Annotated in this window: 8 protein-coding genes; 7 read left to right on the forward strand and 1 reads right to left on the reverse strand. The window is 59.1% G+C overall.

Annotation, left to right across the window (positions count from 1 at the left end):
- Positions 1-26 precede the first annotated feature (26 nt).
- A complete protein-coding gene (locus C5L13_RS22330; protein WP_105385488.1) occupies positions 27-1,232 on the forward strand; it encodes a pyridoxal phosphate-dependent aminotransferase in 1,206 nt (401 codons plus the stop codon).
- A 44-nt stretch (positions 1,233-1,276) separates the two neighbouring features.
- Here the strand turns inward: C5L13_RS22330 and nac are convergent, their stop codons facing one another.
- A complete protein-coding gene (gene nac / locus C5L13_RS22335; RefSeq protein ID WP_105385464.1) occupies positions 1,277-2,182 on the reverse strand; it encodes a nitrogen assimilation transcriptional regulator NAC in 906 nt (301 codons plus the stop codon).
- A gap of 239 nt (positions 2,183-2,421) precedes the next feature.
- Between nac and C5L13_RS22340 the strand changes: the two genes are divergently transcribed.
- The 6 genes from C5L13_RS22340 to C5L13_RS22365 all read left to right on the forward strand — a co-directional run bounded on the left by C5L13_RS22340 (position 2,422) and on the right by C5L13_RS22365 (position 7,034).
- Positions 2,422-3,195 (forward strand): SDR family oxidoreductase, encoded by a 774-nt coding sequence (locus tag C5L13_RS22340; protein ID WP_105385465.1) that lies wholly within the window; start codon positions 2,422-2,424, stop codon positions 3,193-3,195.
- Positions 3,192-3,899, forward strand: a complete 708-nt coding sequence (locus C5L13_RS22345; protein WP_105385466.1) for an amino acid ABC transporter permease — start codon at positions 3,192-3,194, stop codon at positions 3,897-3,899. Before C5L13_RS22340 ends, C5L13_RS22345 begins: the two co-directional genes overlap by 4 nt.
- A complete protein-coding gene (locus C5L13_RS22350; protein WP_105385467.1) occupies positions 3,896-4,654 on the forward strand; it encodes an amino acid ABC transporter permease in 759 nt (252 codons plus the stop codon). Before C5L13_RS22345 ends, C5L13_RS22350 begins: the two co-directional genes overlap by 4 nt.
- Positions 4,651-5,415 (forward strand): amino acid ABC transporter ATP-binding protein, encoded by a 765-nt coding sequence (locus C5L13_RS22355; protein WP_105385468.1) that lies wholly within the window; start codon positions 4,651-4,653, stop codon positions 5,413-5,415. The genes C5L13_RS22350 and C5L13_RS22355 overlap by 4 nt, the downstream gene beginning before the upstream one ends.
- Positions 5,416-5,446: 31 nt before the next feature.
- Positions 5,447-6,283: an ABC transporter substrate-binding protein gene (locus C5L13_RS22360; protein WP_105385469.1), complete on the forward strand. Its 837-nt coding sequence runs from the start codon at positions 5,447-5,449 to the stop codon at positions 6,281-6,283.
- Positions 6,284-6,359: 76 nt separating this feature from the next.
- Positions 6,360-7,034 (forward strand): 4-carboxy-4-hydroxy-2-oxoadipate aldolase/oxaloacetate decarboxylase, encoded by a 675-nt coding sequence (locus C5L13_RS22365; RefSeq protein ID WP_105385470.1) that lies wholly within the window; start codon positions 6,360-6,362, stop codon positions 7,032-7,034.
- Positions 7,035-7,089: the final 55 nt, after the last annotated feature.

Consider the following 7,089-nt stretch of genomic DNA (forward strand, 5'->3'; position numbering starts at 1 on the left):
CAATCCATAATCGAAGGTTCATGCTGATGTCCGTCACAGCCGATCGTCTGAAAAATGTTTCAATATCCGCTTCCGCTGCCATGACCCAGCGCGCCAGAGAACTGGCCGCCAAGGGCATCAAGGTCGTGAGCATGTCTTCCGGCGAACCTGATTTCCCGACGCCCGCTCATGCCGTCGAGGCAGCGCATGCCGCCGCGCTTGGCGGGGATACGAAATATCCGCCTATGGACGGGACGCCTGCGCTGAAGGCGGCGATCATCAAGAAGTTCAAGCGCGACAACAACCTCGACTACGATGCCGGTCAGATTGTCGTTTCCGGTGGCGGCAAGCAGGTTATCTTCAATGCGATGTTGGCGACCTGCAATGCCGGGGACGAGGTTATCATCCCAACGCCTTCTTGGGTCAGCTATGCCGATATCGTCAAATTCGCCGGCGGCGTCCCGGTTGCAGTCCCCTGCTTCGAGCAGGCCGGGTTCAAGCTTAGGGCGGAAGACCTCGAAGCAGCGATCACACCGCGCACCAAATGGCTTTTCCTGAATTTCCCCAACAATCCCACCGGAGCGGCCTGCTCCCGCGCCGAGATGGCGGCGATTGCCGAGGTCATGCTGCGCCATCCCCATGTCTGGATTCTGACCGACGATATCTACGAACATCTGGTCTATGATGACTTCGAATTCTGCACCATCGCCGAGGTCGAGCCAAAGCTCCACGATCGCGTGTTGACGATGAACGGCGTCTCCAAGGCCTATGCGATGACCGGCTGGCGGCTCGGTTTCTGTGCCAGCGGCTCGAAGGAACTGATGACCGCAATCAGCAACGTCAACGGCCAGAATGGCGGCGGCATTACCACTCTGACACAGGCTGCAGCAATCGCCGCTCTCGAGGGACCGCAGGATCTTCTCAAAGAGCGTGCGGCGATCTATCGCGAAAGGCGTGATTTCGTCCTGGACAGGCTGTCTGAGATCGAGGGCCTGCGTTGCCACAAACCTGAAGGCGCCTTCTATATCTATCCGAATATTTCCGGGCTGATCGGAAAAATCAGCAAGGGCGGACGGAAGATCGAGACCGACGTCGATTTCGTCATGGCGCTGGTGGATGAACACCATGTTGCGACCGTACAGGGTGCAGCCTACGGAATGAGCCCCTACTTCCGCATTTCCTATGCCACGAGCATGGAGATGTTGAGCGAAGGTTGCGCCCGCATTGCCCAGTTCTGCAAGGACATGCGTTGACGATCATTGATCTCGACCAGATGCGGTTGCAGGGGGAAGAGAGCCTATAGCTTCAGCCGCTCGGTCAGTTCGACGAGGATATCCTTCACGGCGAATGCCGGTTCCGACAGCGAGCCCTGGTCGGCTGTGCAAAGCGATAGGGTTTCTTCGATGCGCGGGGATATGACCCTGCAGACGAGAGGTTCGCTGGATTCAGACACGATGCGGTCGGCAATGGCTTTGGGCATGATTGTGGCGCCGAGGCCGCCGCCGACCGCGCGGGCAAGGGTTCGTACGATTTCCACTTCGGCCACGACCTTGAGATTGATCCGGCTGCGCGCGAATGCGGTATCTACGGCGCGGCGCACGAAATTGTAGGCCGGCGGCAATAGCATCGGTATTCCGTCTAAGGCGCCGACCGGAATCGGCTTCGCGTCCGCTTCGATGGCAAAGTCACGATGCGCCACGAGATAGAATTCCTCACCCAGGATCGGTTCAAAACGGACGCCCTTGATTGGACCGGTCCCATGGATCAGCGCCATCTCCAGCCGACCGTTCATGATCATCTGGCTGTAGGTTTGACCGACGCTTTCCGTCAGATGAAGCAGAATGCCCGGATGCCGTTTTCTTGTTTCGGCCAGAAGGTCGACCGAAAGGGTAGCGGCGCTGCTGAAGGGCACCAGACCCACCGAAACGCGCCCTGCAAGCGAGTTGCCGGCGGCGGCTGCGTCTGCCTGCGCTTGCTCCATCTGGCGAAGAATGATCTGAGCATGCCGATAGACCGCATGTCCCGCATCGGTCATGCTGACGCCCTGCTGGCTGCGGATCAGCAGCTTCTGACCGAAATGCTCCTCCAGTGCCGCCAGTTGCTGGCTCAGTGCCGGCTGGGCAAGGTGCAGAATATCCGCCGCGCGTGTGATGCTGCCGCTGTCGACAATTGCGATGAAGGATTTGAAGCGTCTGATATCCATAGGGATTTTGGTTCTTTGATCGTTTAAGCCACATGTTTACAGACGTGCCGATCTTTTGCAACGCTAGGCGCCCGCAAGACAGATTGGTCGTGGTTGGAGGCGTGGTTTTCAATGCCGTCCGCCCGGTTGGCGGCCGAGCATCGACCTCCATAAAAGTTGCTTATTGCTCCAAAGATAATCGGTCTTAGGCAAGGCTTTAAAGGTCCGCTAATCTCCACGACAACAACAAGGGGATCAGAATGCCATTCTCCGATTACAAGACCGCGTTGGTCACGGGCGCTTCGTCCGGCATCGGCGCTGCGGTGGTGGAGCGGCTTCGACGCGAAAACATCGAGGTGCATGCGATTGCCCGAAGCACCGGCCCTTTGCAGGAGCTGGCGGCGCGCACGGGCTGTATTGCGCACGCCATCGACGTGATCGATCGCAAGGCAATTGCGGCTCTCGCGGCTGAGATCGAATTCGACATCCTCGTCAACAACGCCGGCGTCGACCGGCCGAAGAAGTTCCTCGAGGCGGACGAAGGGGACATTGACCTCCTCGTCGACGTCAATCTTCGCGCCGTCCTGCATATTTGCCGCCTCGTCGTGCCCGGAATGGTGGCCCGCGATCGCGGGCATGTCGTCAACATCTCCTCGATTGCCGGCAATTACAATTTCGGCGGCAATTCCACCTACCATGCCGTAAAGGCCGGCGTTGCGATGCTGTCGAACCAGTTGCGCATCGACGCCTTCGGCAAGCGGGTGCGGGTGACGGAAATCTGCCCAGGCAGGGTCGCCACGGACATCTTCAATCATGTCCACGGTGACGATCCCTCCGTTCGCGAACGCTTCATCGATGGTTTTGAACTGCCGCAGGCATCCGATATCGCCGAGGCGATCGCCTTTGCAATTGCCGCGCCTGTCGCTGTCAACATCGGACATATGGAGATCACCCCCACGCTGCAGGTCATGGGTGGCCTTCAGACCGCAAAGCCCCAGGCGGCCCCTGGCGCCTCCGAAGGTCCAAAGCGGTGAACGGGTTCGATCTCTCCGCAATCCTGGGCAGGGCGGATTATGTCTCGATGCTCGTCCACGGCATCGAGATGACCTTCGTCATCTATTCAGGCTCGTGGCTGCTGGCCATGACGCTCGCCATCCTTCTGCTGGCGCTGCGGATGTCGCCGTTACGGTTCGGCGAACCGGTCGTGAAGGCCTATGTTTCGTACCATCGCAATGTGCCAACCCTCGTGCAGCTCATGCTCTGGTATTTTGGCATATTCACGCTATTGCCGGACGGATTGACCTCATGGCTCGCCGCCCACAATGCCGAAACGATATTTGCGGTTATTGGTCTCGGACTTTGTCAGGCGGCCTATTTCAGCGAGGATCTTCGTTCCGGCCTGCGCTCCGTCAGCCCGGGCCAGATGGAAGCGGCCAAGGCCCTGGGGCACAGCTATCTCTCCGCAATGCGCTACATCATCATGCCGCAGGGCGTGCGTAACGGCCTGCCCCCGCTCATCAACCACAGCGTCTCCCTGTTCAAGAACAGCAGTCTTGCCATTGTCATCGGTGCGCCGGAACTGACGCATGCGGTGAAGGAGATCGAGAACCTCAGCTTCCGCACCTTCGAGATCTATCTGATCGGCACGGTTCTCTATCTCTTCTTCTCGCTCCTGATCATGAGTGGTGGCGCCTATCTGTCGATGCGCGCCGATCCCACCCGGAGTGCGCGCGCATGATCGGCGACATCATCACCATCATCAACGACTACTGGCTTCTTCTGCTGATCGGTCAGTATCCGAACGGTCCGCTCGGCGGACTCGCCAATACGCTGATCCTCTCGGCGCTCAGTATCGCGCTCGCCTTCCCGGTCAGCATCCTCTTCGCACTGGCACGGCTGTCGAAATGGCCGCTATTGCGGTGGCCGGTGACAGTGCTGGTTTACGTGACCCGAGGCGTGCCTCTCCTGATGCTCATTCTCTGGAGCTATTTCCTCGTGCCGCTGCTGACGGGAGCCGATGTGCCGAGCTTCGTCACCATGCTGACGACGCTCGTCATTTACCAGGGCGCTTTTCTGAGCGAAGTGGTACGGGCCGGCATCGTCGCGCTTGGCGAGGGTCAGATGGATGCCGCTCGCGCTCTGGGCCACAGCTATCTCAGCGCGATGCGTTTCATCATCTTGCCCCAGGCGCTCTACAACATGATCCCGAGCATGATCTCTACCTTTGTCGCAACGATCAAGGATACGACGCTCGGATATGTGATCAATGTGCCCGACCTGACATTTGCGGCAAGCCAGGTCAACAATCAGCTTCTGACGCAGCCGTTTCAGGTCTTTCTCATCCTGGCGGTCGTCTATTACGCGATCTGCTGGAGCCTCACATACCTCGCAAACGCCGTCGAGCGCCGCATCTCCCGCCGGCGTGCAGGCCCGGCGAATGATCCAGCGTCCCCGTCGCTTGCCCAGGCCAAAATCGTATCGGAGCAGCTATGACCACGTCAGCATCGTCGCCCCAGCAGCAGGCAATTCGTATTTCGAATGTCTGCAAGAGCTACGGCAATTATCCGGTTCTGAAGGGTATCGAGGCCGAGGTTATCAGAGGCGAGGTGGTTGTGATCTGCGGGCCGTCGGGTTCGGGAAAGTCCACGCTCATCCGCACGGTCAACCGGCTGGAGGAAATCAACAGCGGCGCGATCACCTTCGACGGCCAGAACATCCATGCTCCTATGCGGACCAAGGAACTCAACCTGCTGCGCAGCCGCATCGGCTTCGTGTTCCAGAACTTCAACCTGTTTCCGCACCTCTCGGTGGTCGAAAACGTATCGATTTCTCCCATTCGGGTGAAGGGCGTCGCGCCTGGCGTCGCGCGTGACAAGGCGCTGAAGCTTCTCGATCGCGTCGGCCTCGCCGACAAGGCTGGGGCCTATCCCGGTCAGCTGTCCGGGGGACAGCAGCAGCGTGTGGCGATTGCCCGCGCGCTCGCGATGGAGCCGCCCGTGATGCTTTTCGACGAACCGACGAGCGCGCTTGATCCGGAAATGGTCGGCGAAGTTCTCGCGGTCATGAAGGGCCTGGCTGCTGAGGGCATGACCATGCTCTGCGTCACCCATGAAATGGGCTTTGCTCGCGAAGTTGCCGATCGCGTCTGGTTCATTGATGCCGGGGAGATTCTCGAAACGGCCCCGCCGGAAGAGTTCTTCAAGCATCCCCGCCATCCCCGTGCCCAGCGGTTTCTTGCCGATTTGCGTCACTGATACTCACGACTAAAAACAAAGGAGAACAGCAATGAACTGGAAATGCCTCATCCTCTCAGCCGCACTTGGAGGCGTGGCTATGGCCTCGCCGGCAAAGGCGGATCAGCTCGATACGATCATCTCGGCCAAGACGCTTCGCTGCGCCACGTTTGCGGATGTTCCGCCTTTCGCTGCGCCCGATCCGAAGACGCGCGAAATGGCCGGCTTCGACGTCGATCTTTGCAATGCGATTGCCAAGGAACTGGGCGTCAAGGCGGAAGTGAAGCCTGTGTCGGTCGAAGCCCGCGTTCCGGAAGTCAAGCTTGGTCGCGTCGACATCACCGTTGCCAATCTTGCCTATACCCTGAGCCGCGCTGAACAGATCCAGTTCAGCGACCCTTACTATCTCGCCAAGGAAATGCTGATCGTGCCGGCTGATGACCCTGGCAAGAAGAAATCCGACTATGAGGGCCAGCGCGTCGCCTCGACAAAGGGCTCGACCTCGGAAATGTCGATCAAGCTCAACAAGTCCGAGCCGTTGACCTTCCAGGATACCGCTTCGGCCTATCTCGCCGTTCAGCAGGGCAAGGCGCGCGGCATGGTCGCGAACACCATGACAACGACGAAATTCGTCAATGAATCAAAGACCAAGGGCAAGCAGATGCGGATGATCGAGGAGCCCATGCTGTTCCAGCCGATCGGCATCGGCATGGCCAAGGACAACCCGGCGCTGACGGCGAAAATCAACGAAGTGCTTCGCAAGCTCGACACATCCGGCGAGATCAACAAGATCTGGGACAAGTGGCTTGGCCCGACCACCGAATACAAGATGACGCGCACGGACAAGGTCGTACCGCTTTCCGAACTGAAGTTCGACCCGATCCCCTAAGGCCCACTACCTCATCGAAACGATAACTGCAGGCGGCGGGGAATGCCCGCCGCCGGTCCAACCGTGGGAGGTTTCCATGATCCACATAAAAGACATCGCCGAGCGGCCGAGCAAAGCCGATATCGAAGCAATCTCCAAATTCTCGCCGGCGACGATCCATGAAGCTCAGGGACGCCGCGGAGCGCTTTCCTCCCGCTTGAAGCCGGTGGACTATCGCATGAAGCTGTGCGGCCCGGCGTTTACGGTCAAATGTGCGCCGCGCGACAACATCATGCTGCAGCTTGCCATCAACTATGCCAAGCCGGGCGATATCATCGTCGTATCGGCTGGCGAATACGAGGAGGCAGGCTCGTTCGGCGACGTTCTTGCCAATGCCTGCCTCGCCAAGGGCATCGGCGGTCTGGTGACCGATACCGGCGTGCGTGACACCCTTCAGCTGAGAGACCTCGGTTTCCCCGTCTTTTCGCTCAGCGTCTGCATCAAGGGCACGGTCAAGGAAACGATCGCTGCGGTGAATGATCCGATCATCGTCGGCGGGGAAGTCATCAATCCCGGCGATGTCATCGTTGGCGACGCCGACGGACTGGTCGTTGTCAGGCGCGCCGAAGTTAAGGAGGCGGCCCAGCTTTCGCAGGCCCGTGAAGATGCCGAAGCCGGCTATATCGAGGCCTACAAGCAAGGCAAGTCGGTAATCGAGGTGAGCAAGCTGGAGCCGGTGTTGAAGGCCAAGGGCCTTATCGTCGACATCTGAGCCATGGCCGTGATCGTCTCACGAAACGGCTGTCTCTCTTTTGAAAGAGATTTGA

Source organism: Neorhizobium alkalisoli, from assembly GCF_002968635.1.
Taxonomy (GTDB): Bacteria; Pseudomonadota; Alphaproteobacteria; order Rhizobiales; family Rhizobiaceae; genus Neorhizobium; species Neorhizobium alkalisoli.

Excerpts from the sequence above, each read along its gene's own strand:
- C5L13_RS22330 (WP_105385488.1), top strand. The coding sequence starts at position 27 with ATGTCCGTCACAGCCGATCGTCTGAAAAATGTTTCAATATCCGCTTCC.
- C5L13_RS22355 (WP_105385468.1), top strand. The coding sequence starts at position 4,651 with ATGACCACGTCAGCATCGTCGCCCCAGCAGCAGGCAATTCGTATTTCG.
- C5L13_RS22365 (WP_105385470.1), top strand. The coding sequence starts at position 6,360 with ATGATCCACATAAAAGACATCGCCGAGCGGCCGAGCAAAGCCGATATC.
- C5L13_RS22360 (WP_105385469.1), top strand. The coding sequence starts at position 5,447 with ATGAACTGGAAATGCCTCATCCTCTCAGCCGCACTTGGAGGCGTGGCT.
- C5L13_RS22350 (WP_105385467.1), top strand. The coding sequence starts at position 3,896 with ATGATCGGCGACATCATCACCATCATCAACGACTACTGGCTTCTTCTG.
- nac (WP_105385464.1), bottom strand. The coding sequence starts at position 2,182 with ATGGATATCAGACGCTTCAAATCCTTCATCGCAATTGTCGACAGCGGC.
- C5L13_RS22340 (WP_105385465.1), top strand. The coding sequence starts at position 2,422 with ATGCCATTCTCCGATTACAAGACCGCGTTGGTCACGGGCGCTTCGTCC.